This window comes from Devosia epidermidihirudinis, from assembly GCF_000971295.1.
GTDB classification, from domain to species: Bacteria; Pseudomonadota; Alphaproteobacteria; order Rhizobiales; family Devosiaceae; genus Devosia; species Devosia epidermidihirudinis.
In genome coordinates this window covers 681,620-707,027 of record NZ_LANJ01000011.1, presented here as the reverse complement: position 1 = coordinate 707,027, position 25,408 = coordinate 681,620, and the positions used below count along the sequence as shown (strand labels likewise).

At 61.7% G+C, this 25,408-nt stretch carries 22 protein-coding genes; 12 read left to right on the top strand and 10 right to left on the bottom strand.

Annotated elements, in window-relative coordinates; all coding sequences use genetic code 11:
• Window positions 1–75 precede the first annotated feature (75 nt).
• From WH87_RS06585 to WH87_RS06575, 3 genes are all read left to right on the top strand, one after another.
• Window positions 76–618, top strand: coding sequence for a flavin reductase family protein (locus tag WH87_RS06585; RefSeq protein WP_046137986.1), 543 nt, complete (start codon window positions 76–78; stop codon window positions 616–618).
• A gap of 107 nt (window positions 619–725) precedes the next feature.
• A complete protein-coding gene (dusA, locus tag WH87_RS06580) occupies window positions 726–1,760 on the top strand; it encodes a tRNA dihydrouridine(20/20a) synthase DusA (RefSeq protein WP_046137987.1) in 1,035 nt (344 codons plus the stop codon).
• Between the two features lie 179 nt (window positions 1,761–1,939).
• A complete protein-coding gene (locus tag WH87_RS06575) occupies window positions 1,940–3,640 on the top strand; it encodes an alpha/beta hydrolase family protein (protein ID WP_046137988.1) in 1,701 nt (566 codons plus the stop codon).
• 34 nt (window positions 3,641–3,674) lie between these two features.
• On the opposite strand, the gene WH87_RS06570 is transcribed toward WH87_RS06575, so the two are convergent.
• Both WH87_RS06570 and WH87_RS06565 read right to left on the bottom strand, forming a co-directional pair.
• Window positions 3,675–4,361: a retropepsin-like aspartic protease family protein gene (locus WH87_RS06570; protein WP_052726257.1), complete on the bottom strand. Its 687-nt coding sequence runs from the start codon at window positions 4,359–4,361 to the stop codon at window positions 3,675–3,677.
• A 79-nt stretch (window positions 4,362–4,440) separates the two neighbouring features.
• Window positions 4,441–5,295 carry an adenosylcobinamide-GDP ribazoletransferase gene (locus WH87_RS06565; RefSeq protein WP_082092524.1) on the bottom strand — a complete coding sequence of 285 codons (855 nt, stop codon included), beginning with the start codon at window positions 5,293–5,295 and terminating at the stop codon, window positions 4,441–4,443.
• Between the two features lie 64 nt (window positions 5,296–5,359).
• Here WH87_RS06565 and cobT point away from each other — a divergent pair, with 64 nt between their 5' ends.
• On the top strand, window positions 5,360–6,382 hold the full coding sequence (gene cobT / locus WH87_RS06560; RefSeq protein ID WP_046137989.1) for a nicotinate-nucleotide--dimethylbenzimidazole phosphoribosyltransferase: 1,023 nt from the start codon (window positions 5,360–5,362) through the stop codon (window positions 6,380–6,382).
• Between the two features lie 53 nt (window positions 6,383–6,435).
• Here cobT and gor read toward each other — a convergent pair whose 3' ends face one another.
• From gor to rpiA, 3 genes are all read right to left on the bottom strand, one after another.
• Window positions 6,436–7,815, bottom strand: coding sequence for a glutathione-disulfide reductase (gor, locus tag WH87_RS06555; protein WP_046137990.1), 1,380 nt, complete (start codon window positions 7,813–7,815; stop codon window positions 6,436–6,438).
• Window positions 7,816–7,927: 112 nt separating this feature from the next.
• Window positions 7,928–8,428, bottom strand: a complete 501-nt coding sequence (locus tag WH87_RS06550; RefSeq protein WP_197410738.1) for a DUF2059 domain-containing protein — start codon at window positions 8,426–8,428, stop codon at window positions 7,928–7,930.
• 68 nt (window positions 8,429–8,496) lie between these two features.
• Complete coding sequence (gene rpiA, locus WH87_RS06545; protein WP_046137992.1) at window positions 8,497–9,192, bottom strand: ribose-5-phosphate isomerase RpiA; 696 nt, start codon at window positions 9,190–9,192, stop codon at window positions 8,497–8,499.
• A 144-nt stretch (window positions 9,193–9,336) separates the two neighbouring features.
• On the opposite strand from rpiA, the gene moaA reads away from it, so the two are divergent.
• The gene (gene moaA, locus WH87_RS06540; protein ID WP_046137993.1) at window positions 9,337–10,350 is read left to right on the top strand and encodes a GTP 3',8-cyclase MoaA; all 1,014 of its coding nucleotides are present in this window, start codon (window positions 9,337–9,339) and stop codon (window positions 10,348–10,350) included.
• A gap of 46 nt (window positions 10,351–10,396) precedes the next feature.
• On the opposite strand, the gene WH87_RS06535 is transcribed toward moaA, so the two are convergent.
• Complete coding sequence (locus WH87_RS06535) at window positions 10,397–10,876, bottom strand: Lrp/AsnC family transcriptional regulator (RefSeq protein ID WP_046138561.1); 480 nt, start codon at window positions 10,874–10,876, stop codon at window positions 10,397–10,399.
• Window positions 10,877–11,020: 144 nt separating this feature from the next.
• Complete coding sequence (locus WH87_RS06530; RefSeq protein WP_245622309.1) at window positions 11,021–11,494, bottom strand: thermonuclease family protein; 474 nt, start codon at window positions 11,492–11,494, stop codon at window positions 11,021–11,023.
• Window positions 11,495–11,685: 191 nt separating this feature from the next.
• On the opposite strand from WH87_RS06530, the gene WH87_RS06525 reads away from it, so the two are divergent.
• The 3 genes from WH87_RS06525 (at window position 11,686) to WH87_RS18905 (ending at window position 16,730) form a co-directional block, all read left to right on the top strand.
• Window positions 11,686–13,212 carry a sensor histidine kinase gene (locus WH87_RS06525; protein ID WP_046137994.1) on the top strand — a complete coding sequence of 509 codons (1,527 nt, stop codon included), beginning with the start codon at window positions 11,686–11,688 and terminating at the stop codon, window positions 13,210–13,212.
• A gap of 120 nt (window positions 13,213–13,332) precedes the next feature.
• Entirely contained in the window at window positions 13,333–14,709 is a 1,377-nt protein-coding gene (locus WH87_RS06520) for a class II 3-deoxy-7-phosphoheptulonate synthase (protein WP_046137995.1), read from the top strand.
• Between the two features lie 107 nt (window positions 14,710–14,816).
• Entirely contained in the window at window positions 14,817–16,730 is a 1,914-nt protein-coding gene (locus WH87_RS18905) for a PAS domain-containing protein (RefSeq protein WP_052726258.1), read from the top strand.
• 36 nt (window positions 16,731–16,766) lie between these two features.
• On the opposite strand, the gene WH87_RS06510 is transcribed toward WH87_RS18905, so the two are convergent.
• Window positions 16,767–17,186, bottom strand: a complete 420-nt coding sequence (locus WH87_RS06510) for a response regulator (protein WP_046137996.1) — start codon at window positions 17,184–17,186, stop codon at window positions 16,767–16,769.
• A 225-nt stretch (window positions 17,187–17,411) separates the two neighbouring features.
• Between WH87_RS06510 and WH87_RS06505 the strand changes: the two genes are divergently transcribed.
• The 3 genes from WH87_RS06505 to gltX all read left to right on the top strand — a co-directional run bounded on the left by WH87_RS06505 (window position 17,412) and on the right by gltX (window position 21,482).
• Window positions 17,412–18,377 carry a hypothetical protein gene (locus tag WH87_RS06505; protein WP_046173230.1) on the top strand — a complete coding sequence of 322 codons (966 nt, stop codon included), beginning with the start codon at window positions 17,412–17,414 and terminating at the stop codon, window positions 18,375–18,377.
• A gap of 115 nt (window positions 18,378–18,492) precedes the next feature.
• Window positions 18,493–20,160, top strand: coding sequence for an NAD+ synthase (locus WH87_RS06500; RefSeq protein WP_082092523.1), 1,668 nt, complete (start codon window positions 18,493–18,495; stop codon window positions 20,158–20,160).
• Window positions 20,157–21,482, top strand: a complete 1,326-nt coding sequence (gltX, locus tag WH87_RS06495; RefSeq protein WP_046137999.1) for a glutamate--tRNA ligase — start codon at window positions 20,157–20,159, stop codon at window positions 21,480–21,482. The genes WH87_RS06500 and gltX overlap by 4 nt, the downstream gene beginning before the upstream one ends.
• Here the strand turns inward: gltX and WH87_RS06490 are convergent.
• Window positions 21,427–22,632 carry a DUF2865 domain-containing protein gene (locus WH87_RS06490; RefSeq protein WP_046138000.1) on the bottom strand — a complete coding sequence of 402 codons (1,206 nt, stop codon included), beginning with the start codon at window positions 22,630–22,632 and terminating at the stop codon, window positions 21,427–21,429. The two genes, gltX and WH87_RS06490, sit on opposite strands and share 56 nt — an antisense overlap.
• 107 nt (window positions 22,633–22,739) lie before the next feature.
• Here WH87_RS06490 and WH87_RS06485 point away from each other — a divergent pair, with 107 nt between their 5' ends.
• Complete coding sequence (locus WH87_RS06485; protein ID WP_046138001.1) at window positions 22,740–23,741, top strand: fumarylacetoacetate hydrolase family protein; 1,002 nt, start codon at window positions 22,740–22,742, stop codon at window positions 23,739–23,741.
• 49 nt (window positions 23,742–23,790) lie between these two features.
• Here WH87_RS06485 and WH87_RS18900 read toward each other — a convergent pair whose 3' ends face one another.
• Window positions 23,791–25,311 (bottom strand): LysM peptidoglycan-binding domain-containing protein, encoded by a 1,521-nt coding sequence (locus WH87_RS18900; protein WP_156458129.1) that lies wholly within the window; start codon window positions 25,309–25,311, stop codon window positions 23,791–23,793.
• Between the last annotated feature and the right edge of the window lie 97 nt (window positions 25,312–25,408).

Genomic DNA, 25,408 nt, shown 5'->3' with positions numbered 1-25,408 from the left:
TGGTGCTATGGCGACATCAAATCATGGCGCTGCCGGGTGCGACCGGGACCGTCATGGACAAACGAGGATCTGCCGATGTCTGTGCTGGATTTTGCTAGCTTCGCGCCCAAGGAAGACGTGAGCGTGGATACTGACCGCTTCAAGGACGCAATGCGCCACCTCGCGGGCGCTGTGAGCGTGATCACGGTTGGGCGCGGCGAAGACCGGACTGGCTTTACGGCAACTTCGGTATCCTCACTGTCCATCGAGCCGCCGTCCATTCTGGTCAGCCTCAACCGCAGCTCCTCGTCCTGGCCTGTGTTGCAGCGCCACGGCTCATTCGCGGTCAACGTATTGGCCACCGATCAGCAGCACATCGCTGACCGCTTTGCCGGTCGCGGCGGCATCAAGGGCACGCAGCGCTATGAAGGCGCGACATGGTCCGAACTGGTCACCGGCACGCCGACTTTGTCTGACGCACTGATCGTGCTCGATTGCGAGCTGGAAGAGGCTATCGAGCGCCACTCTCACTCGATCCTGATTGGTCGCGTGCGCGCCATCACGGTGCGGGGGGCATCGCAGCCGCTGGTCTATTGGCACGGCGCATACCGTGACATCACCGCGCCGCTCGGCAGCTAACCAAGTTCGAAATCACCGTGCTGTGAGCCATGTCGCGCTTTTTTTAGCGCCTGCGCGCCCCATTTGCGTTAGAGAGCCGATAGAACGCATCTAGCCACGGGACGTGCATGTCTACTTCGCCAGCAACCTCCGGTATTCCATCCGCCAGCGCCGTTGCGCGCGCGCGGCGGTTTTCGGTTGCGCCGATGATGGACTGGACCGATAGGCATTGCCGCCAGCTCCATCGGCTGTTGTCGCATGAGGCCTTGCTGTTCACCGAGATGGTGACAAGCGCCGCCATCGTGCATGGCGATGCGCATCGTCATCTGCGCTTTGACACGGTCGAGCAGCCTGTTGCCCTGCAATTGGGCGGGTCTGACCCGATCGAGCTGGCCAAGGCCACACGCATTGCCCATGACTTTGGCTATGCCGAAATCAACCTGAATGTCGGCTGCCCATCCGATCGCGTACAGTCCGGCAAGTTTGGCGCGTGCCTGATGGCTGAGCCGGATTTGGTCGCCGAATGCGTCCGTGCCATGCGCGATGCCACAGACCGTCCTGTGACGGTGAAGTGCCGCATCGGCATTGATGATCAAGACACCGAAGAAAGCCTCGACCGCTTCGCTGACACCATGGTGGAAGCGGGCGTCGACGCGCTCTATGTGCATGCCCGCAAGGCCTGGCTCAAGGGCCTTAGCCCCAAGGAAAACCGCACCATTCCACCGCTCGACTATGATCGGGTGCATCGTCTGCGCGCGCGTCTGTCGCCGCTGCCAGTGATGATCAATGGCGGTATCGACACGCTGGAGACGGCCGTCGCCGAAATGGCGGTGACTGATGGGGTCATGCTGGGGCGCGCTGCCTATCACACCCCTATGTTGCTGGCTGAGGTCGACCGACTGTTCTTCGAAGGCACCGCCGAGCCGATCACCCTGGAAGCGGTGATGCTGGCTATGGCCGACTACGCCGACAAGCATGCAGGCGAGGGCGTCCGCATCAACCAGATCGCGCGCCACATGCTGGGCCTAGCCAATGGCCTGCCCGGTGCGCGCCAGTTCCGTCAGATCCTCAGCGTGGAAGCCTGCAAGGCTGGCGCAGACTCCAGCGTCATGCATCGCGCGCTCGAAGCCGTGACCCGGCATAATCTCGCCGAAGCGAGCTAAACGGGACTTTATTACAGCCAAGCCGTTGCGCCTCGCCCCAGCGAGGCCGCCTGCATTTGTCTTGCTGGTTTCGTTTTGATTTCGTTTTGTTTCGAATTTGCGCGTGCTATGAGAAGCTGAGGCTGACCGGGTGCCAATGGCAAAAAAACTCCTGGCGGCCAACTGGGGAGCTTTTGGACATGAAACGCCATACTCGCCTGTTCCATGTGGGATGGGTTGTTATTCTTCTGGGCGCGCTGATCGCCCATTTCGTGCAGACGTCCGGCGGCGTCTCGATTCGCGATATTCGCTTCAACGGCGCCAATGGCACCGTTTTGAGCGGCCTGCTGTATGTGCCTCCCGGCGTTTCCGCCGAGAACAAGGCGCCGGGCATTCTCGCCGTGCACGGCTACATCAACAGCCGCGAAACCCAGTCGGGCTTCGCCATCGAATACGCGCGTCGCGGCTATGTCGTGCTCGCACTCGACCAGACCGGTCATGGTTATTCCGACGCGCCAGCTTTCTCCAATGGCTTTGGCGGCCCGGCAGGCCTCGCTTACCTTCGTAGCCTCGATATCGTCGATCTCGACAATATCGGTCTTGAAGGCCACTCGATGGGCGGCTGGACCATTCTGGCGGCCGCAGGCGCCATGCCAGACGGCTATAAGGCCATGGTGCTGGAAGGCTCCAGCACTGGCGCGCCTTTCGCCGCTGACGGCACCACCAGCTGGCCGCGCAACCTGGCCGTGGTTTTCTCCAAGTACGACGAGTTCTCGCAGCTGATGTGGAATGTCGATCGTGCGCAGGACGTGGCCACCAGCCCCAAGCTGCAGGCCGTGTTCGGAACCACTGATGCCGTCGTTCCGGGCCAGATCTATGGCGACATCGCCGCCGGCACCGCGCGCCAGCTGCAGACGCCAAACACCACCCATCCGGGCGACCATATCTCGCCTGAGGCCATCGGCTATTCCATCGACTGGTTTGCCCAGACGCTTGAGGGCGCCAAGCCTATCCCCTCCAGCGACCAGATCTGGCTCTGGAAGGAAATCGGCACGCTGATCGCGCTGGTCGGCTTCGTCGCGGTCCTTGCAGGTGCCTTCGAGATGCTGCTGGCCGCTCCGGCCTTCGCTCATCTCCGTCGCGAACCAGTTGCTCACGCTCACGCCGCGCGCGGCGGCAAGTGGTGGCTGGCGTTTGCCATCAGCGCCTTCGTGCCGGTGATCAGCTATTACGCCTTCCTGTCATGGGGCGGCTCGCTCCTGCCAGCATCGGCTATCCTGCCACAGGCCATCACCACCCAGATCGCCTTCTGGGCTGTGCTCAACGGACTGATCGTGTTTGCCGTTGGCTTTGTGCTCAAGGGTGACAAGGTTTCGGCACGCGGCGATATCCTGGGTTCGCTGCTGATCGCGCTGGCCACGGTTGGCATCGGCTATCTCTTCGTGATCGCCGCTGACTTCCTGTTCAAGATCGACTTCCGCTTCTGGGTGGTCGCTCTGAAGCCGCTCAGCCTGCTGCAGCTCAAGATTGCACTGGTTTATCTCGTGCCGTTCGCCGTGTTCTTCGTGCTGGCTTTGCGCGGTCTGCACACCGGCCTTTCGGTGCGCGGTGACGGCCGCCTTGTGCAGTATCTGGGCAATATTGGCGCGCTGGCGCTCGGGTTCCTGGTGTTCCTGGCGTTCCAGTATGGCTGGCTGCTGTTCAACGGCCACTTGTTCAGCATCAACGAGCCGCTGAACACCGTGATCGCAATTCAGTTCCTGCCGCTGATGGCTATCGTGGCGTTCTTGTCCACCTTCGCCTACCGCCGCACCGGCAGCTACCTGCCTGGCGCGTTCATCAACGCGCTGTTCGTGACGTGGTATGTGGTGGCCGGCCAGGCCACGCAGTTCCCGGTCTGATTTGACTTAAGGGGGCTGGCGCAAGCGCCGGCCCCTAATTCACCAGTTCCAGCGAGTTCTGGGTGACGCTGTAGCGGCTGAGCGTTTCAAGGAACGTCATGCCCAAAAGGCTCGTTTCGAGCGCCTTGGCTTCGGTGACGAAGGCCACGATATTGTTCCGCGCAATTCCGCCGACTTCCAGCCGATCGAGGCGCACGCGCGCCGCCTGTCCCATGCCATTGGCGGTGGAGACGGGGATGGTGAAACGCAGCTCATCGGTGTCGATCCCGGCCGCCTTGGCATCTGCGAGCGTCAGCACGACGGCGGTTGCGCCGGTATCGAAAATCATCGGCGTCTGATGGCCGTTGATATTGGCCGAAATCTCGAAATGACCGCCTAGCCCGCGCCGAAAGGTGGCCGTGCCTGCATTGGTGTCGACCACGGCCACGCCCGGTCGCAACTCGCCAACGACGCGCCCGGCCATACCGGTGATTTCATCGCGATAGGCATAGCTCAGCGCCGCGACGCCAAAAATGCCGACCCATAGCATGACGCCGGTGAGCAGCTCAGACGCCTTGTGGCGGCGCGTGAACACGCCCCCGGCAATGATGATGAGAATGACCACCAGCGGCACCATCTGGGCGGTCTGCATCTGGGTGAGGCCGGCAAGGCTCCCCGCATCGGCGCTGATGAGAACGACGATGCCAACCGCAATAAGCAGCGCGATGCCGATAAAGATCATGCCAGTCGGTCCTCGCGAGTCAGGGTCACCCCTGACCATAAAGGGTGTGCTGGCGGCAATTTCAAGGCTTGGTCCGTGCTTAGACGAAGGCGATCAGCGCCGTCAGCACTGCGATTTCGATCAAGGCGCCGAGCGCGCCGATGAGGTCGCCGGTCTGTCCTCCCACCAGCCGCTGGCAGATTGAGGCCCATCCGGCAATGACACCCACGCTCAGCAGCAGCGCCACCACCAGCGACAGAATACCGCTGGCAGGGCCGCCAAGCAGGAAAAGCAGCACGGCGGCGAACACCGCTCCAATGATGAAGCTGAGGCGCGGCAGCCTGCCAACAGCCGCAGAAGCGCCATCGCTGCGCGCAGCGGGCAGGGCGACTGCCAGCCAGAGCGCGCCGGAACGTCCCACAATTGTTGCCGCCAGCCAGATCGCCGCTGCGGCAAGGGGACTGGTGGTGGCGACTGCGCCAAGGGCCGTGACCCGCAGCAGGAGGAACAGGCTCATCGCGGCGACGCCATAGGTGCCGTGGCGGCTGTCCTTCATGATATCGAGGCGGCGCTCCCTCGTGTAGCCGCCGAAGAGGCCATCCATCGAGTCGGCCAGCGCGTCCTCGGCCATGCCGCCACTGGCGATCACCATCGCAGCCACGCCGAGCGCGGCGGCAAAATAGGGCGGCAGGCCAATCAGCGTGGCGCCGAGAAACAGCAAAGCCGGACCGATGCCGATGGCGACGCTGGCGAGTGGTAGCGCCATGGCGATGCGGCCAAGGTCGGGCTTCTGGTGCGGTGAACTGCCAGTTGGCAGGCGCGAGAAGAAGCGTAGCGCCATGATGAAATCCTCCTTGAGGCCAATGCCGCCCTTGGCGTGCTCGGGTCGGCTGGCGTCCTGCGCGTCGACGCTGATGGCATCGGGCGCAGTCTCGGAATGGTCATCGGCGTTCAATTGCTTTTCGTCCCGCAATCGGCAACAAGTCCGCACCTTCCTAGCACATCACGCCGGACCCGCCATGCCCGCCCTCAATCCCGCCTATGCCGATGTCCTCGAACTGCTGACCATCGTTCCTGATGGTGACGAAGCCGCAGTAGCGGCCGTGCGGGAGCGCGAGGCGCAACTGACCAAACCGGCAGGCTCGCTTGGCCAGCTGGAGCTCTTGGTTGAGTTTCTGGCCCGTTGGCAGGGCAGGGCGCGTCCGCGTCTCGACAACCCCATGGTGACGATTTTCGCCGCCAACCACGGCGTCACCGGTCAGGGCGTGTCGGCCTTTCCGCGCGAAGTGACGGCCCAGATGGTCGCCAATTTCACCAATGGCGGCGCCGCCATCTCCCAGATCTGCGCGCTGCACGAAATCAACCTGCGCGTGTTCGAGCTGGCGCTGGAGCTGCCGACCGGCGACATCACCAAGGAGGCCGCACTCGACGACAAGATGTGCGCCGCCACTATCGCCTATGGCATGGAAGCCATTGCCGGTAAGCCAGACCTGATCTGCATCGGCGAAATGGGCATTGGCAACACCACAGTCGCTGCTGCGGTCTACGCTGCGCTCTACGGCGGCACGGGTGCTGACTGGGTTGGCCGGGGCACTGGGGTCGACGACGCTGGTCTTGCCCGCAAGGCCGATGCAGTTGACCGAGCGCTGGCGCATCACGCTGGCGAACTCGATCATCCGCTGGCCATTCTCGCGCGCCTCGGTGGTCGTGAGATCGCTGCCATGCTCGGCGCATTGCTTGCCGCACGTCATCAGAAAGTGCCGGTCATCATCGACGGTTTTGTCGCCACCTCTGCTGCGGCGATTGCCCGCGCGATCAACCCCGACTCCATCGATCACTGCATCTTCGGTCATGTGTCCGCCGAAAGCGGCCACGCGCGCGCGCTCGAAGCCATGGGCCAGAAGGGCCTGCTCGATCTTGGGATGCGGCTGGGTGAGGGGAGCGGCGCTGCACTGGCGGCCGTGATGGCCAAGACCGCGCTGCACTTGCACAACAATATGGCGACGTTTGAAAGCGCTGCCATCAGCGGCAAGGACGCCTAGGCGATATTTTCAATTGGCCTCCCTGTTGAGGGGAGGTCAATTGGTTGTGCTACCTAGCCGCCGACTTTGACGCCGCCACGATAGGTGTAGCTTGGGGCTTTGAAGGTCACCAGTTCCTCGGCGGCCGAGGGATGCACAGCCATGGCGCGGTCGAAGTCTGCCTTGGTGGCGCCCATGCCCATTGGGATGGCGACAAGCTGGATCATCTCGCCCGAGCCCGGTCCCAGGATGTGGCAGCCCAGCACTTTGCCGCCATTGGCTTCGGTGATGAGTTTGAGCACCATGCGCTCGGTGCGGGTCGACAGTGTGTTCATCATGGGGCGGAAACGCGCGACATAGACGTCGATATCGCCATGCGTTGCCGCTTCCGCCTCAGTGAGGCCGATCGTGCCGATTTCTGGCTCGGAGAATACCGCGGTCGGGATCATCGAGTGATCGACAGCCAGCGGATTGTTGTTGAACACGGTCTCAGCGAAGTACCAGCCCTCGCGGATAGCCACGGGGGTCAGCGCGGCGCGGCCAGTGACGTCGCCCACGGCATAGATGGACGGCACGGAGCTCTGTGAATAGGCGTCGACAGCGATCTCGCCCTTGTCGGTGAGCTTGACGCCAGCCGTTTCGAGGCCAAGCCCCTTCACATTGGGCGTGCGGCCCGTAGCGAACATCACGGCACCATAGGGCGCGGTGACGCCGTCGCTGAAAGTGGCGGCGATGTCATCGCCAGACTTGGCGAGCGACTTGATGGTAGTCTGATAGATCAACTTGATGCCGTGGTCCTGCAGGCCCGCTTCGAGCCCGCGACGCATATCCTCGTCAAAGCCACGCAATACGCAGTCGCCACGATAGATGATGGTGGTGTGAACGCCCAGGCCAGCAAAGATGGTGGCGAACTCGACAGCGATGTAGCCGCCGCCCTCGATCAGGATCGAGTGGGGCAGCTTGGGCAGATCAAAAGCCTCGTTGGACGAAATACCCAGCTCGGCGCCCGGAATGTCGGGAATGTTGGGCTGTGCGCCGGTGGCGATCAGGATGTGCTTGGCCTGCAATTCGCGATCACCTTTGACCAGATGCACGCTATTGGGACCAGTCACCACGGCCCGGTCGCGGATGATCTCGGCGCCAGGCTTTTCCAGGTTGGTCACATAGGCGTGCTCAAGGCGGGTGATTTCCTTTTCCTTGGCGGCCACCAGAGTGGGCCAATCAAAGGACGCATCAACCTGCCAGCCAAAGCTCGAGGCGACGTCGAACAGGTCGTTGAAGCGGCTGGCATAGACGTAGAGTTTTTTGGGCACGCAGCCTCGGATGACGCAGGTGCCGCCGACACGGAATTCCTCGATGACAGCAACCTTGGCGCCGTATGTGGCGGCCATGCGCGCAGCTCGAACGCCGCCGGAGCCAGCACCAATAACGACAAGATCATATGCATCGGACATTGCAGGCTCCCGGTAAAACTTCATCGGTGGATGACGATGAATATCGGATGGCGCTTCGCATAAAAAAAGACCCCGCACAAGGCGGGGTCCAATCTATTGCGTCTAAACGCGACTAGAGTTCTACGCCCTGCGTGCGCAGCTCAGCGCGCACCTTGGCAAAGAACTCGCGCTTGACGTTGTTGGTGAACACCTGAAGCACGCGCTGCAGATCAGCGTTCACTTCGGTATTGGCCTGAGCCAGCTTCGTGCCGGTTGGCGATTCATAAAAGGCCACGATCTGCTGCAGCTCTTCGATGGTGAAGCGCACAGCGTAAACGCGTGCGAACTGGTCGAGCAGCTCGCCCTTGCGATCCTTGTATTCTTCAAGAACCTTGCCAACTGCTGCGTCGGTCTTGTCCATCAGCTCGGGGTTCTGCTGTACGATCAGACGCATTGTTTCAATGCCGGTCTGAACCATGGTCACTTCATAGATGGCAGCGCGATCGGTCAGGTCGATGTATTTGCGGGCGAGAGCCAGCTGTTCGGGTGGAACTTCCTCAGCCATTGCAGGCGCTGCGACAGCCAAAAGGGTTGCGCTCAAAGCAACAGCCAGCAGCGTCTTAGCGCGCATCATCACACCATTCATCGTCGAAATCCCCATCTTGCCGTCCAAAATCAAACCGTGCCCGGCCAGACCGGGCGTTATGCTGAAAGCGTTCTTACGCCATCCGGCGTCGCCACATAAGCCGTTTTGCACATTTTCAGGAACAGACCATGCTGAACCACGCCGGCAACATCGAGCAAATCGCGCGATAGCGCTTCTGGCCGCGAAATACGGCCAAAAGAAGCATCGAGAATGAAGTGACCGCCGTCGGTGACAAAGGTCTCGCCCGCCGGTGTCTGGCGCAGCTTGAGCCCACCCTGGGCGCCGTGCTTGGTCAGGATGTCACTGATGCTGCGCTGCGTGGCGCCAAGGCCGAAGCGATTGACCTCGATGGGCAGGGGGAACTTGCCGAGTGTTTCGACAAGCTTGGAGCCATCGGCAATTACCACCATGGCATCGGACGATGCGGCCACGATTTTCTCGCGCAGCAAGGCCCCACCGGCACCCTTGATCAGGTTGAGGCCCGGATCGATCTCATCGGCCCCGTCCACCGTAAGGTCCAGCCGGTCCAGCGTTTCGAGGTCGGACAGTTTGATGCCCAGCGAGGCTGCCTGGCGGCCGGTGAATTCGGAAGTGGGCACGCAGATGCAATCAAAGCCCGCCGCAACCTTTTCCCCGAGCAGGTCGACGAAAATCTTGGCTGTCGAACCTGTCCCCAAACCAAGGCGCATGCCGGGCTGTACTTGGGTCAGGGCCATCGCAGCGGCCTGCCGCTTCAGATCATCGTTCATCATAGCCTCGCGATCATGCAATGCCGCCCAATTGCAGCGCGCCGACAATGCTGTCAACAGAGCCGAAAGTCGACGTACACTATTGGTTCACACGCCATTGTTGATCGAGCCCTTTGAAAATCGGGCGCGCAGGTCTAGGTTTGTCGCATGACTGAGCAGACCCAGGTCGCCCGGCCGCTCGTCGACCGGTTTGGGCGCCATATTTCCTATCTCCGCATTTCGGTAACCGACCGGTGCGACTTCCGCTGTGTATATTGCATGGCGGAAGACATGACCTTTTTGCCCAAGAAGGACGTGCTGAGCTTTGAGGAAATCGAGACCATTGCGACAGCCTTTATTCGACGCGGCACCACACGCATTCGTCTGACGGGCGGGGAGCCGCTGGTACGGCGCGATATCATTGACCTCGTCAACACACTGGGTAGCCATCTCGGCAACGGGCTGGATGAGCTGACGCTGACCACTAATGGCAGCCAATTGGCCAAGCATGCTCAGGCGCTTGCCGCCGCTGGTATTCGGCGCATCAATGTCTCGCTCGACACACTGGACACGGAGCGGTTTGCAGCCATCACCCGTCGTGGACGGCTGGCCGATGTGATGGCCGGGATTGATGCGGCGCAAGCCAGCGGGCTGGAGCTCAAGATCAACATGGTCGCCATGCGTGGCGTCAATGATGACGAGATCGAGCCGATGATGGCGTGGGCGCATGGGCGCGGCATGGGCCTGACGCTGATCGAGGGCATGCCGCTGGGCGAAGTCGGCATAGATCGCGTCGATAGCTATCTGCCCCTGCGCGAGCTGCACGACAATCTGGCGCGACGCTATACGTTGACCCGGCTGGCTAAGCGCACTGGTGGTCCTGCGCGTTATGATCACGTCGCCGAAACCGGCGGCGTGCTGGGGTTCATCACCCCAATGAGCCACAATTTCTGCGAGAGCTGTAACCGGGTGCGGCTGACCGCAACGGGCCAGCTGTTCCTGTGCCTCGGCCAGGAGGATCAGGTCAATTTGCGTGATGCTCTGCGGGAGGGCGGGGAAGCGGCGCTCGATGCGGCGCTAGATCACGCCATGCTGATCAAGCCCAAGGGCCATGACTTTGTCATCGACCGTGCCCGCGCGGAACCCGCCTTGGGGCGTCATATGAGCGTAACGGGCGGCTAGCCTGTTCGACTAACCGCCCGCGCAGAATTCCAGAAGGCCAAACGGCCTATTTATCGTCGTCAACAACCAGCGCGAAATCGAGCGGCAGCGCGGTCGTGTATTTGATCTGGCCCATTGCGAAGGCCGAACTTACATCGGTCAGATTGATCTTGCTGATGAGGCGTTTGTAGAAGGTGTCATAGGCACCGATATCCGGCACCACGACGCGCATCAGATAGTCGACGTCGCCGCTCATGCGGTAGAATTCCACGACTTCGGGGAATTCGTCGATCACACCGGCAAACTTACGCATCCAGGCTTCGTTGTGCTCGTTGGTCTTGACCGACACGAACACCGTCACGCCGACATTGACCTTGGCCGGATCGAGCACCGCCACGCGACGCTGAATGACCCCGTCTTCTTCCATCTTCTGGATACGGCGCCAGCATGGGGTGGTCGACAGGCCAACCTTGCGGCCAATCTCGGCCACCGGCATGGTCGCGTCTTTTTGCAGAAGTGTAAGGATTTTTCGGTCGATCTTATCCAGTGCCATCTTTGCCCTGCGAAATCAGATTTCTAATGAATGGCCAAATCCATTCAATTTTTCACTGCCTAAGTGCCACATCTGTCCGAACTTAGCAATAATCTTGCGCAGTCTGCCTTCGTGCGGCGGAATTTACCCCGCATTAACCTAGACGCCGAAGCCGCTGAGCCAGTTCATGATGCCCTGGGGACGGGGATGGTCATCCCGCCAGGCTTTGGGCGCGTCGAAATCGCCGCCCCAAATACCAAGGCGAGCCTTGCGCGCAGCGGCCTCTTCACGGGCATATCCGCCATAGGAAACGGCCAGGCCTTCGCTCACCATGGTGGCGCCGATATCGCGGCCGCCAACCACGCAGCGGGCAAGGAGGCGTCCGTACTGGTCTTTGCCTTCGGGCCGGCAATCCACAATGCCCGAAGCCAAAAGCGCCGCCATGCGGTCGCGCGCGGCCTTGCCACACGACCAAACGCGCCCATTCGTTTCAGTGCAGTTTTGCGCTAACTCGGGTGCATCGATGTCGAGAATGCGGACCCGTTCGTCCCCTAGTCGCAGGCTGTCACCATCGCTGGCGCGCGCCATGCCGGCGATTGGGGGAGGGGGCGTGTCGAGCCAGGCGGCTGCCACCGCTGCACCTGCCAGGATCACAATTGCAAGGATTGCCCCGCCGCGCCCGGAAAACCAGCGTCGGCGATATCGAAGTCGAGCCAGGATTTCACCACCCGTTAACTACGCGGTCGGTACTGTTTGGACCGTGAGCGTAGCGAATGCGTTTCTTGTTCGCGTCACCTAGTAATGAGTAACGAGTAAAGAGTTCCATGTCGTCCCACACGGTTGTCACTGACGACGTCCGATCGCAGATGGGGCGTGATGGCAAGCGCGCAGCGCAGAAGACCGTCGTTGACGCGCGCCAACGCCTGACGTCGAGCTCTGGCACTCGTGCCGATTTCGATTACGAACTGATGATGAACTACGCCGGGACGCGCATTTCCAATGCGTTGCCCATGGGCATCGTCGTCGTCGTGTTGGCCGGGGTGTCCACATTCTGGGTGCCGGTCTTTTTTGCCTGCCTCTGGGCGGGCGGCGTTGTGCTTGGCCTGTTCATGCTGGTGCTGATGGCACGGCGTTTCCTCCGCGAAGACCCCAGCAAATTCAGCGCCGAACGCTGGACCAACCGCTTCATGATTGCCGAGGTCGGCTACGGTGCGGCGTGGTCGCTGCTCGCCCTGTTCTCGGTGGTAACGAATGCCGACGCCCTGGCGCCCATGATGTTTGCCATGGTTCTGGTGGCGATCGCCTCCAACGCCGTGGCGACGCACACGCTGCCACCGGCTACACTGATGAGCACCATGCCGGTGACCATCACCGTTTCGGCCAGCCTGCTGGTCTCGGGGGGTACCCTGAATTACACGCTGGCTGCGGTGGTGATCTTCGGCGAGATATTCTTCGTCTATATCGCCCGCATGCTGCATGCCTCCGAGCTTGAGACCATTTCGCACCAGGCGGAAAAGGACTCCCTGATCAGCGAGCTCGAAGAGGCCCGCGAGATGTCGGACGAGGCCCGGCGCCACGCCGAGCAGGCCAATATTGCTAAGTCGCAGTTCCTCGCGACCATGAGCCATGAGCTGCGGACCCCGCTCAACGCTATTATCGGCTTTTCCGAAGTGCTGAAGTCGGAGCTGCTGGGCAACCATCAGGTGCCCCAGTACAAGGAATACGCTGGTGACATTCACTCCAGCGGCCAGCACCTGCTCAACCTCATCAACGAACTGCTCGATCTCAGCCGCATTGAGGCGGGCAAGTACGAGCTGCACGAGGAAGTGGTGTCGCTGGTTGATATCGCTGAAGACTGCCGCCGCATGATGGAACTGCGCGCCAAGTCCAAGGGCATCGAGCTGATCTTCAACGTCAGCAATAACCTGCCACGTCTGTGGGGCGACGAACGCGCCATCCGCCAGGTGGTGCTGAACCTTTTGAGCAATGCCATCAAGTTCACCCCCCAGCATGGCAAGGTCGTGCTGGTGGTGACGCGGAGCGGCGATGGCGGGCAGCTGATCTCCGTCAAGGACAATGGTCCGGGCATTCCCGAAGAAGAAATCGCAACCGTGTTGAGCTCGTTCGGGCAGGGCTCGCTGGCCCAGAAGACAGCAGAGCAGGGCGCTGGCCTGGGCCTTCCCATCGTGCAGAAGATCATGGAGCTGCACCAGGGGCGCTTCGATCTGTTCTCCAAACTGCGCTTTGGCACCGAAGTGATCGCGACCTTCCCGCGGGCTCGCGTCATGGATGCATTGGCCCCTGTTGTGGAACGCAAGAGCCGGTTGGAGATCTACTCGCAGGTCGGGTGATGTCCGGTGCCCCCTCTGGGGCCCTTCAACTAATCTCCACCCTGTTTCCCCTTGTCCCGCTCCGCCAGCCTTGGTATTCCGCCCCCACGCACACATGCGACCTGGTAGGAACACCCGAACATGAGCACCTGGACCCCCGATAGCTGGCGCGCCAAGCCGATTTCTCAGGTGCCGGCCTATCCAGATGCGGCGGCTCTCGCCGAAGCTGAGCGCCAACTCGCGACCTTCCCGCCGCTGGTGTTTGCCGGCGAAGCCCGCGATCTCAAGTCCAAGCTCGCATCCGTTGCGCGCGGCGAGGCCTTCCTGCTGCAGGGCGGCGACTGCGCCGAAAGCTTTGCTGAACATGGCGCGGACCACATCCGCGACTTCTTCCGCGTCTTCCTGCAAATGGCCGTTGTGCTGACCCACGGCGCGTCCAAGCCAGTGGTCAAGGTTGGCCGTGTGGCCGGCCAGTTTGCCAAACCACGCTCCTCCGACACCGAGGTTATCGACGGCGTCGAGCTGCCCAGCTATCGCGGCGACATCATCAACGCCATCGACTTCAACGAAGCCTCGCGCGTTCCCGATCCCGATCGCATGCTGCAGGCCTATCGCCAGTCGGCCGCGACGCTGAACCTGCTGCGCGCCTTCTCGATGGGCGGCTACGCCGAACTGACCCGCATCCATGACTGGACCGTGGGCTTCATGAAGGGCTCGAATTGGTATCCGCGTTACGAGGAAGTGGCCCGCAAGATCGACGACGCCATCACCTTCATGGCTGCGCTTGGGCTTAACCCCGACAACACACCTGCGCTGCGTCAGACCAGCTTCTTCACCAGCCACGAAGCCCTGCTGCTCGGCTACGAAGAGGCGCTGACCCGTCGCGACTCCATTTCCAACGACTGGTACGCCACCTCTGGCCACATGTTGTGGATCGGCGACCGCACCCGCCAGCCCGATTCAGCCCATGTTGAGTACTTCGCCGGCATCAAGAACCCCATCGGCATCAAGTGTGGCCCGACGCTGAGCAATGAGGACCTGTTGCGCCTGCTCGACCGGTTGAACCCAACTGACGAAGCTGGCCGCATCACGCTGATCGCGCGCTTTGGCTCGGACAAGATCAACGATCACCTGCCACGCCTGATCGAAACCGTACAGCGCGCCGGCCGCACTGTCGTTTGGTGCTCCGATCCGATGCACGGCAACACCATCAAGGCATCGACCGGCTTCAAGACCCGTCCATTCGATCGCGTGCTGTCGGAAGTGAAGTCGTTCTTCGATGTGCACCGCGAAATGGGCACCTATGCCGGTGGCGTGCATATCGAGATGACGGGCGACGACGTGACCGAATGTGTCGGCGGTGTTTCGGCGGTGACAGAGGCCACTCTGGCTGACCGCTACAACACCTATTGCGACCCACGCCTCAATGCGAGTCAGGCGCTTGAGCTGGCTTTCCTCGTCTCGGAAGAAGTGCACGCACAGAAGCCGCCGCGCCAGCGTTTGGCCGCAGGCGAATAATTCGTTCGGTTCTGTGAACTCTTAGCATCTTTGGTGCGTTGTCAGTTCGGCGTGGTGTAGCATGACTACATCGCGCCGAATTTGTTTCAGCCTCACGAGACCATCGCATGCCAAGATCTCTCTTTCCTGCTGCGAGTCCCGAGGTTCGCGCGCGACTCGAGCAAAGTCCGACGCTCAAGCTCATCAATGACTTCGACTGGGCAACAAGCCTGCTGGGACCCATCCCGGATTGGCCGGAGAGCCTGAAGGGCGCCATTCGGGTCATGATGGCCGCCGCCAGCCCCATGGTGATGATGGTCGGCCCTGACGGCGTGCTGATCTACAATGACAGCTATGCCGAATTTGCCGGAGAGCGTCATCCCGCCATTTTTGGGCAGCCGGCACTTGAAGCCTGGCCAGAGATTGCGGACTTCAACGCCGACAAGATCGCGATGGGTCTGCGCGGCGAGACTATCGTTTTGCGCGATCAGGAGCTGGTGCTCAATCGCCATGGCCAGCCCGAGTCTGGCTGGATGGACCTGCACTATAGCCCAATCCTGAACAATGACGGCCTGCCGCTCGGCACGCTGTGCCTGGTGCACGAAACGACCGACCGTATCATGGCCGAACGCGCTTTGGCGCGGAGCGAGGAACGGTTGTCACTCGCACTGGGCGGCTCAACCCTTATCGGGACCTGGGACTGGGATGTGACCCGAAATATCGTCACCGCCGATGACAAGTTTGCCCAGCTCTACAATCTCGATCCGTTGCATGCGGGGCTCGGGCTGCCGATGGACGATCTGTTGAACGTTGTTCATCCCGACGATGCCGAGCGGGTGCGTGTAGATATTCAGGCGGCGCTCAACGGCGGCGGTCATCTCAACACCGAATATCGCGTAGTGTCGCCCATTACGGGTGAGACGCACTGGGTCATTGCCACCGGGCGCGCTCGGCTTGATGCCGAGGGGCGCGCCGAGCGGTTTCCTGGCGTGGTCGTCGATGTCTCCGAGCAGCGGCGCGTGGCTGCGGCCCTTGAAGAGAGCGAATTGCGCTTCCGCACTTTGGCCAACACCATGCCGCAGATGGTCTGGTCGACCCTGTCTGACGGGACGCACGACTATTACAACGACCGTTGGTACGAGTTTACCGGCCTCGCACGGGAGCAGAAAGCGACTGAAGGTTGGGTAGACGTCTACCATCCTGACGATCAGGAACGGGCTGCCGCCACCTGGCAGCACAGCCTGGCCACTGGCGAAGAATACAAGATCGAGCATCGCCTGCGCCACAATAGTGGTGATTATCGCTGGACACTCGGGCTGGCCCTGCCGGTGCGTGATCAGGACGGGCGGGTAGTCAGATGGTTCGGCACACTGACCGACATCCACGAGACGCGCCTGGCCGCCGAAGAGCGTGAGCTGGTCGCGCAGGAGCTTAGTCACCGTATCAAGAACATCTTTGCTGTTTTGATCGGCATCGTGAGCCTGTCGGCCCGTAGTCGGCCAGAGGTGAAATCCTTTGCAGATGAACTGCGCCAGCGCATCTACGCGCTGGGCGAAGCGCATGATTTCGTGCGGCCTCATCACCAGTCCCGTCCGCCGGAAAATCAGGGGTCGCTGCGCTCTCTGCTCGAACGACTGTTGTCGCCCTATCGGGAAATTGGCCAGGAGCGAGTCACCTTCATCGGAGAGGACGCCGAGATCGACGACGGTGCAGCAACGCCTCTAGCCCTGTTGTTCCACGAGCTGGCAACCAACTCGGCTAAATACGGCGCTTTCTCCAGCGGCGATGGCTCTGTGTCCCTCACCGGGGCAACGGAGGGCGACAAGTATCGCTTGGTCTGGAAAGAACATGGCGGCCCAGCCGTGGTCGAAGACACCGAAACCATTGGCTTCGGAACGCGCGTCATCAATCTCAGCGTTGAGGGGCAATTGCGCGGGCAAGTGACCCGGCTTTGGGAGCCAGATGGTCTTCGTGTGGATATTGTGGTGCCGGTTGATGCGCTACGCCGGTCCGCGCGCCTGCAATCGCAGGTTGGCACTTAGCCACCAACAGGGGAGGGTACCTGGCTCTCCCAGTCCTTATGCGCCGAGTGGCGTGGTCCATTCAAATAGGCGCATGCGCTTTGGCGGAACGGCCTCTGCCGCTTCACGACGTGCAACCGCATAGGCAACGGCCGCGCGCAACTCGCTATCGGTCACTGGCTTGGGCAGCACGCCCACCGTGCCCGGAATACCTTCACCCAACTGGCTGGGATTGGCCGTCATGAACAGCACTGTCACGCCATGGGTCTGGGCTAGAATACGGCCAATGGCCATGCCGCTCGGACCATCCGTCAAATTGAGGTCGACGAGGGCAACATCGGCATCGCTCGCAAGTGCCAGCGCCGACTTCTGATCCGAGGCGATGCCCACGGATTCAAAACCCATTTCCTCGATCACATATTCGATCTCGGTTGCGACGAAAATTTCGTCTTCCACAACCAGTATCTTACAAGTCATCACTTAGCTCTTTGTCTTCAGTCGTTGTCCAGATGGAGTGCAACTCCTGAAGCTGCATCCAGTTGCGCAGGGCGTGCGCCGATCTCAACGATTTGACTGATTTTGCGCCCCCCCGGGTTACCAAAACACCAATAGAGTCGTGGGGTCATGGTTTAGCGGAACATTAACCCTAATGCCCCATAAATTTGCAAGAACCCAGAACGGGATTACCCTCCGGAGGATCTCATGACCCGCACCCTAAAAGGCGCAATTGCTCTTTTGGCCCTCTGTGCAGCGGCCCCCGCCATCGCAGCTGACTATCCGGAACTTCGTTCCGCGTACCCCAATGATTGGGCTTCAGAAGAGGGTAGCCTGCGGTTCGAAACCGGCCTGCGCTATTGGTACTCCATTGGCAGCCAGGAAGCCGGCTTTGGTCCGACGACGCTGAGCGTCAATGATAGAAGCCACATTCTCGAAGTGCACGGCAAGATCGACGATCTCTATACGCAGTCCTACGTGAAGGCCAATGCCGGCCTGAGCGTTTCGACTTCGGGTGATTTTACGTTGTCACCCGGTAACAGCACCGCAATCGGCCAGAGCAGCCGCATCGGCTACGTCGGGGCAGACTTCGGCTGGCTGCCATTTGGCAACGCGACCGAGGGCGTCGCCGTCGGTGGCCTCGTCGGCTACCAGTATTGGAATGACTCTCCAGACATTGGGCGCGGCAACTTTATCACGGGAGCCCCAGGTGCTCCCACCACGGGTGTAGACAGCTCGCCTGACAATCTCGATATCCACGCCCTCCGTATCGGCGTTCGCGGTACCGCAGAAATCAACGACATGTTTGATGTTCAGGCTGAAGTCGCCGGTATTCCCTACGCCCACGTCACTGGCGTGCTTGGGCCTCACGAGCTCAATGGCGTTCCCTTGGGCGGTGGCAACACACTCTATAAGGCCTCGCAAACCAATCTGTCGGGTACCGGCTATGGAGCCATGGGTGAACTAATGGTCGGTTTCCACCCTACAGAAAACCTGACGCTCCGTGTGGGCGGGCGGGCTTGGTATGTTGAGGGTGCACTGGACGCTAAGTTTGACGGCTACACCGTTGACGGCGCCGGCAACGTGTCTGGCAAGCAGGGCTTCATTATGGCCAGCGACTATGCACGAATCTTCCGTTACGGCGCGATGTTTGAGCTGACTGGCCGCTTCTAAGCGTCACTTTACCCGTTGTCCGCTTGCCCTTGATGGGGCGAGCGGATAAGTCTTGCGCGCGGCCGGTTACCCCGCTGCCGCGCCAGGTTTTATCAGCACACGGGCTTAGATCATCGTGACAGACCGCCTCAGAATTGCGCTTGCCCAGCTCAATCCCAAGGTCGGTGACCTTGTCGGAAATCTTGCCCTGGCCCGCACCGCGCTGGCCGACGCCGTCGCCGCAAAAGCCGACGTGCTGCTGCTCTCCGAGCTTTTCCTGACCGGCTATTTTCCTGACGATCTGCTGTTCAAGCCCAAGTTCGTCGCAGATGCGATGCAGGTCGCCCGTACGCTGATCGCTGATACCTCAGGCACCGATGTCGTGCTGGTGCTGCCCACCATCTGGCAGGAAAAGACCGGCCTTCATAACGCGGTGCTGGTGGCTGAGAACGGCGAGATCATCGCCACGCGCTACAAGCGCGAGCTGCCCAACACCGACGTGTTCTACGAAAAGCGCTATTTCACCGCTGGGCCATTGCCTGATCCGGTGATGATCAAGGGCGTGCCGGTCGGTATCCCGATCTGCGAAGACATCTGGCATTCCAGCGTCTGCGAGCATCTCGCCATGCGTGGCGCCGAGATCATGCTCTGCCCCAATGGTTCGCCCTACTGGACCAACAAGCAGCACGTCCGCAAGGAACTGGTCCGCGCCCGGGTCACCGAAGACGACCTGCCCATGCTCTACCTCAATCAGGTTGGCGGGCAGGACGAACTGGTGTTCGACGGTGCGTCCTTTGCCATGGAGCCCGGCAACAAGTTGGTCTTCCAGGGCAAATCCTTCGCCACCGATTTCATCGTTTCCGACTGGGTGCGCGGCGACAATGGCTGGACCTGTGCGCAGGGCGAAGTGACCGAGCTGACCACGACCGACGAAGCCCCGTGGCTCGCCTGCGTGCTGGGCCTGCGCGACTATGTCTACAAAAACGGCTTCAAGCAGGTTGTGCTCGGCCTGTCCGGTGGCATCGATAGCGCCGTGGTCGCGGCGATGGCTGTGGACGCGTTCGGCGCCGACAACGTCCACTGCATCATGCTGCCCTATCGCTACACGTCCGATGCGAGCCTGAAAGACGCCAAGGATTGCGCGGAGCGCCTCGGCGTGCGCTATGACATTGTTTCCATTGGTGATCCCGTCGATCACGCGCTGACCGAGCTGGGCCCGATCTTTGCTGGCCGTCCGCTCGATCTGGCGGAAGAGAATATCCAGTCGCGCATGCGCGGCGTGGTGCTGATGGCTGTCAGCAACAAGCTCGGCTCCATGCTGCTGACCACCGGCAACAAGTCAGAAATGGGCGTTGGCTACGCCACCATCTATGGCGACATGAACGGCGGCTATAACCCGCTCAAGGACATGTTCAAGATGGAGGTCTACCGCCTCGCAGACTGGCGCAACAGCCATCGGCCCGGTGATTGCCTTGGCCCAACAGGCGCAGTCATTCCCCAGGCCATTATCGACAAGGCGCCATCGGCCGAGCTGCGCCCCAACCAGACCGATCAGGATAGCCTGCCGCCTTACCCGGTGCTGGATGCAATCCTCACCGGGCTCGTCGAAGACGAATTGTCCATCGCCGAGATCGTCGCCAAGGGGCACGATCAGGCGCTGGTCGAGCGGATCGAGCGGCTGGTCAATATCGCCGAATACAAGCGGCGCCAGTCGGCGCCCGGACCCAAACTCTCGCCCAAGGCCTTCGGGCAGGGGCGTAAATACCCAATCACCAATGGATACAAGGATCGCACCCTCGGATGACGATTGTTCGCTGGGCGCCGTCCCCAACTGGCCGCATTCACCTCGGTAACGCGCGGCCTGCGCTGCTCAACTGGTTCTTTGCCCGTCGCAATGGCGGCAAGTATGTCCTGCGTATGGACGACACCGATCTGGCCCGTTCGACCCGCGAATTTGCAGATGGCATTGAGGTCGATCTGGCCTGGCTCGGCATCACGCCGGACCTGTTGGTGCGCCAGTCCGAACGCACTGCGCTCTATGATGAGGCCCGAGACCGCCTGATCGCGGCGGGGCGCCTATATCCTTGCTACGAAACCGAAGACGAGCTGAGCCGTCGTCGCGCCCGTGCGCGGGCGATGGGCAAGCCACCGATTTATGATCGCGCCGCACTCAAGCTGACCGATGAAGACCGGGCCAAGCTGGAAGCCGAGGGCCGCAAGCCGCATTGGCGTTTCAAGCTCGATGGTCGCCCGGTTCAGTTCACAGACCTCATCAAAGGTTCACAGACTGTTAACACCGCGTCGATGTCTGACCCTGTTTTGGTGCGCGAAGATGGCAGCTATCTCTACACGCTTCCCTCGGTCGTCGACGACATCGATCTGGGCATCACCCATGTCATTCGTGGCGAAGATCACGTGTCCAATACCGGCACTCAAATCGAGATTTTCGAAGCGCTTGGTGGCTCCGTGCCAATCTTCGCTCACCACAATCTGCTGACCGACGCCGAAGGGCAGGGGTTCTCCAAGCGGCTTGGCAGCCAGTCGATCAGCGATTTCCGCGATGAGGGCTATGAGTCGCTGGCAATTGCCATCATGGCCAGCATCACCGGCACCAGTCTGCCGATTGAAGCCTATGGCTCGCTGGAAGACATCGCGGCCAAGCTCGACTTCGCCATGATCTCGCATGGCGCGGCACGCTTTGATCCGGTGGAACTGGACAATCTCAATGCCCGCATTCTGCATGCCATGAGTTTTGCCGAGGCCGCGCCGCGTCTGGCCGCTTATGGCGTCGACAACGAGGCCGTATGGAACTTGCTGCGTGAGAACCTGCGCAAGTTTGCCGATATCGCTGAGTGGTCCAAACTCGTCACCGGTCCGGTCGAACCCGTCATCGCTGACGAGGATCGCGAGTTCCTGGTGGCGGCGCGCGAACTATTGCCTGCCGAGCCTTGGTCGCTGGAGACCTGGGGGCAGTGGACCGACGCACTCAAGAGCGCGTCTGGCCGCAAGGGTAAGAGACTTTTCCTGCCGTTGCGCATGGCGCTGACGGGCCGCCACGATGGGCCGGAACTTAAGTCCCTGCTCCCACTGGTTGGGCGTAAGGCGTGTCTGGACCGACTACCCTAACCACGCGATCCCCGAATTGAACGAGGCGTACACCCGTCTCGGCAGCCGTCAGGCTTGTCGGGCGGGTGACTGGCGTTTCGCCCGGGCCGGCAGGGCGTGGGCGGGGCAGGGGAATAGCAACCAGTGTCGCCGTCTGCAGCGGAGCAATGGTGGGCGTGGGTGCAGCCACGGCTGTGACCCCACGCGGATCGCGTAGCGGTAGCGGGAAGCTGCCTTCGGCCACATCGATCATCGCGCGCGCAGAGCCGTCATCGGCCGTCGCCAAACTCACTGAGCCATCCGAGCGCGGCGCAACCTTGCAGCTGGCGGCGTCGCTGGTGTCGAGCTGGTCACGATAGCGGAAGGCGTTTGGCATGGAGGTATAGGCCTCGCCAAACTGGTTGCGCATCTGCTCGGGCTCCTGGCCCGGATTGTCGTAGAAATAAAGCTGTACGGGCGTCGTCGGACAACTCGCCTGACAGGCCTGCGCGTCATTGCCGACATAGTCGGGCAGGGTGGAATAGCTGATTGGCCAGAAATAGCCGTCGCTCATGCGCACGCATACAGTCCGCACAGTCTGATAGCCGCTCGAGCCCCAGGGGTCGCCGCCATTGATCATCTGGCCATCGGTGAAGTCGCCTTCAGTGGTGGTGCCAAAGATGCGGTCGAACAGCGACTGACGCTGGTTGGTCATGGTGGCGCTGGAGCCGGCATTGCAGCCAAAGCGGGCCATTTCCTGCAGGATGGCTTCGCGCTGGCCAGCAACGGCATTGGCCGTGTCCACGGCCTGTGAAACCTTGGCGTAGTCGGCGCGCAGCTTGAGCACGAGGCGAGCCACCTGCTGGCACTGCGGCGTCAGCACGCGGCCAGCCTTGGCGTCGTCGTTGCACCCGTCGCGGACATAGCGGCTTTCGGCGTTCTGAACGTCGCGGGCCAGCTGGCGCGCAGCCTGGGAATTGCCACCCATCTGGCGGAAGTCGCCATTGCTGTCGAACTGGCGCAGCGTGCGTTCCAGCCGCGAACACTGCGAGGACTGCGCATAAGCCGTGTTGACGTCCATCACCAGCAGCACCGCTGCCAGCATCAGGAGCACAAAGGCGCGTGCGCCGTGACTGCCGAAACCCACCATAAAATCCTGTTCATCCGCGCCGCAGCGGTGGGCATGATCCATGCCCGGTGAAGCGCCTTAAGACATCGCTAGGGCACATGGCAACATTATAGTAGGCGTCTTCATGGCCTGATAGCGCTGCCCGGTCACACTAGTGAAAGAATGCACCGATGAAACTCGCCACCTTGAACAATGGGCGCCCCGACGGACAGCTGGTGGTTGTCTCCGCAGACCTTGCGCGCTGTGTCGCGGCGGGGCGGATTGCGCCGACCCTGCAGGCGGCGCTTGATGACTGGAACGCCCACGCACCGGCGCTTGCCGCGCTTTCGGTCCAGCTGGATGCGGGCGCTATTGCCGGTCAGCCGTTCGATGCGGGCAACGCGCTGGCGCCCCTGCCACGCGCTTATCAGTGGATCGACGGGGCAGGGTATCTCAGCCACCTCGAACGCGTTCGCACGCTCAATGGCAGCAAGGATGCCGAGCTGCAGTCGGCGCGGCCGTTGCTCTATCAGGGCGGTTCTGATTCGTTGGTGGCCCCGACAGCGCCCATCGTGGTGCCGGAGGGCGATCTGGCGATAGACTTTGAGGCAGAGGTCGCCGTCATTGTCGGCCCCGTACCGATGGGCGCGACGCGTGACCAGGCCGCATCAGCTATTCGCCTCATCACCGTGTGCAATGACGTCTCATTGCGACGCCTTGTGGCCGACGATCTGCAGAACGGCTTCGGCTTCTTCCACGCCAAGCCATCTTCATCGTTCGCGCCCATCGTCATCACGCCAGATTCCTTGGGCGAAGCCTGGCGCGATAGTCGCCTGCATTTGTCCGTGCGGATCGAGGTCAACGGTACGTTGTTCGGTCAGCCCAATGCGGGCACCGACATGCATTTCGACTTCGCCGACTTGATCGTGGAAGCTGCGCGCACGCGAAAGCTCACTGCGGGCACCATCATTGGTGGCGGCACCGTATCCAACCGGCATGATGAAAGCCTGCCGATCAAGCGCGATGGCATTGGCTTTGCCTGCATTGCCGAGGCGCGGACTGTCGAGAAACTCAAATATGGTCGGGCGCGCACGCCATTCCTGCAGACCGGCGATACTGTCCGTATCGGGGCGGTTACAGCGGATGGGCGTACCGTCTTTGGCGACATCAATCAGACCGTGCAGCGGGCCTGAATACTCCTAAAATCAAGAAGGGCCCCGGATCACTCCGGGGCCCTTTGCGTTACTGCGCCGCGGCGGGCAGGTCGAACACCTGACCGGGATAGATGCGGTCGGGGTCGCGGATCTGGCCGGTATTGGCGTTGTAGATCGTCGTATACTTGTAGCCCGAGCCATAGACGCGGCGGGCAATCGTCCAGAGATTGTCGCCACGGCGGATGATGGCCTTGCCAGACGCGAAGCGCTGGCTATCGGCATCGCCCACGGCCACGCCGACCATGGTCGGAACAGCGGGTTCCTGCGGTGCAACCACTGCGGGAGCAGTCGGGGCCGGTGCGGCGACCTCTGCTGGTGCAGTCTCTGCGGCAGGGGCGGGCTCAACTGCAACCGGCGCTTCCGGCTGCTGGGTTGCTTCTACTGCGGGCGTCTCGGGCGCAACCGCAACCTGCACTGGTGGCGTCTCGGCGGGCAGGTCGACGGTGAAGTCGACTTCCGCGCGGGACAGCACAGTGCCGGTGCCGGCTTCGAGCTGGTCGATACGGACGCGCTGGCTTGGCTTGTTCAGCACCGGGCCGGCTTCAATCAGCCAACGACCGTCGGCGACCTTTGAGTCAGCGATGAAGCTGTCATCCACATACAGCCGAACCGTCGCACCATTGCTGCCGCTACCGGCAAAGAAGGTGCGCTGACCTTCGATTTCAATCGCGTCGATTGTGGGTGTTACGGGAGCTGGTGCGGCAACAGGGGCAGGCGTTGCGGCTTCCGGTGTCGCCGCGGCCACTGCCGTCTCTGGTTCTTGCGCGACCGCAGCGGGCTCCGCTGCTGGAGCAGGGGGTGGTTCAATAGCTTCTGCTGGGGCTGCAGGCGTTGCCGGTTCCGCAGGAACGGCGGGCGCTGCTGGCTCTGCCGGGGCTGCGGGCTCGGCAACGACGGCTGTTGGCGCGGGCTCAACAGCCGGAGCTTCGGGCTGCGCCGCTACAACAATCGGGGCTTCGGTCGGTGCGGTGGTCTCGGCAGGGGCCTGGGCGGCCTCTGGCGCAGGTGCCGGCGCGGCTTCAGGTGCCGGTGTGGCTGGCACGGTCGCGGCGGCAACCGCAGTCGTGGTGCCTGCGGCTGGCGCGGTCAGGCCCTGCAGTACAGCGCTGGCTTCGCCCGGGGTGCTGGCGACCACCAGTGGCTGGGTGGTCTTGTCTTCGTGGATCACGACGACAAAAGACTCTGCCGCACGACCCGTTTTGCCCGCTTCAGCGAGCGTGATTTCGGTGCCACCGGGCGCGATGGGCTCTTCCGGCACGATCACCCAGTCACCCGATGATTCGACCTTGGTGCTACCGAGCAGGTCGTCGTCGGAATAGACCTCAACTTCGGTGCCCGGCGTGCCGCTACCAGCAATCACCACCGAGCCATCGGGCTCGGCGCGCAATAGCCCAAAGGTGGCCGCCACGACATCGCCCTGTGTCGCCACAGGAGCCGGCGTTGCCGCAGCTTCAGCGGCAGGCGCAGCCACTTCTGGCTCGACAGCGGGCGCGGTTTCAGCGGTCAGTGGCGCGGGATCTGGCTGCGGGAACAGGCCCGCATCCGTCATTTTTCCGCGCAGGCACTGGCCCATGCCATCAGGTGAGTTGAAGCAATTAACGACACTTGGACCTGTCAGAACGCCGACAATGACAACAAGCGTAACC